The organism is Bacillus salacetis (assembly GCF_003581585.1).
Classification (GTDB): domain Bacteria; phylum Bacillota; class Bacilli; order Bacillales; family Bacillaceae_B; genus Rossellomorea; species Rossellomorea salacetis.
Map to the genome: position 1 here is coordinate 1 of NZ_QXIR01000074.1, position 1,670 is coordinate 1,670.

At 36.5% G+C, this 1,670-nt stretch carries 1 protein-coding gene; it reads right to left on the reverse strand.

The window, feature by feature from the left end:
• Positions 1–45: 45 nt before the first annotated feature.
• Positions 46–1,601 (reverse strand): IS3 family transposase gene (locus tag D3H55_RS23560; protein ID WP_119549764.1). Its coding sequence is split into 2 segments (ribosomal slippage): positions 46–962 and positions 962–1,601, totalling 1,557 coding nucleotides; the frame shifts between segments, so codons are not numbered across the junction.
• Positions 1,602–1,670: the final 69 nt, after the last annotated feature.

The window sequence follows — 1,670 nt, forward strand, 5'->3', positions numbered from 1 at the left end:
TGAACTGCCCCCTGTCAAGTAGACAGTGGAAATAATAAAAATGATTTAAGCGGCTTTAGCTCTATATTCCATAGGGCTAAGGCCGTTTAATCGTTTTTGGTATCTATCATAATTATAAAAATGGATGTATTCACCTATCGCAAGAGAAAGTTCCTCAAAGGTCTTATATTGATGTAAATAATACTTCTCACATTTCAGTGTTCCCCAAAAAGATTCCATTGGTCCATTATCAATACACCGACCAACTCGTGACATACTTTGTGTCATCTTTGCTGCGTCTATTTTGCGCTTAAATCCTTTTGAAGTGTACTGGAACCCACGATCACTATGGATAAGAGGATGCTCCCCATCTAATAATACTGTAGCTTGGTCAAGCGTCTTGAATACAAGCTGATTATTATTGGAATGTCCTAAAACATAACTTACAATTGATCCATCGTAAAGATCACGAATCGCACTTAAATAAGCCTTCTTTGATTGGCCATACTTAAATTCTGTTACATCTGTAACCCATTTTTCATTTGGTTTTTCCGCGGTAAATTCCCGATCTAATATGTTTTCTGCCACATGTTGAGGTGTAGAGCGTTTATATTGCTTCTTCTTGACACGAATGACAGAACGTAATCCAGCCACTTTCATCAGTCGATAGATTCTTTTATGATTAAGTTCCTCTTCGAACTTTCTATTCATATGAAGGGTCATTTGACGATAACCAAATATGCCATCAACTTTTTCATGGAGAATTTTCATCTCTTTGATGATTTCTTCATTCAGTAATTCTCGGGATGAAGGAGTACGATTAAGCCACTTATAGTATGCAGATCGTGCAATACCGGCAATTTCACAAAGTAAACTAACGCTTAAACCTTCGTTCTGGTAAAGCTCTTGAATAGCGACATACTTATCCTCAAATCGGATTTGGCTTAGTTTCGCCTCCTTTCGATCTCCTCTAACTTTTTTAAGAATAAATTCTCTGCACGTAATCGTTCATTATCTCTTTCTAACTTTTTCATTTCAAGTTTTATTTTCTCTTCTGGAGTTAGCTTAGCCTCTTCTTTATTATGACCACGTTTATCTTTCAGCGCTTCATCTCCGCCATCTTCATACTTCTTAACCCATTGATAAACCTGTTGGTATGAAACATTATACGTATTAGCTGCCTCTTGATAATCTTTTCCGTTCCCTAAGCAATCAAGTACAATCTGTACTCGTTCATCCCAAGTCGTTTTTCTTCCTTTAGTCATAGAGCTCGTCCTTCCTTTTGACGTATCCTTTAAATCTCTATGACTATTATACTTCTTTATCCAACCTCTGAGGACGGAAGCATCCGATATTTCATACAATCTAGCAACCTCACGTATCGAATACTTTCCAGACAGACAATCTCTAATGGCAGCTAGCTTCAATTCCTTAGAATACTTTTTCCAAGTAGAAGACTCTTTTAGACCTTCCAAACCATGCCTATCATACTTGTGCTTCCAGTCCAAAATCGTTGAATGGTGCACGTTGTATTTTGATTCAAGATCATATGTTGAATAATTCTCATCTAATTCCTTTAATATTTCGTATTTCTCTTCTGCAGAGTAAGATCTTTTAGACATAATAAATACTCCCCCATAAGTAGCCAGATTTTTATTTTTTAATCTGTCTACCTATAGGGGAGCATATCA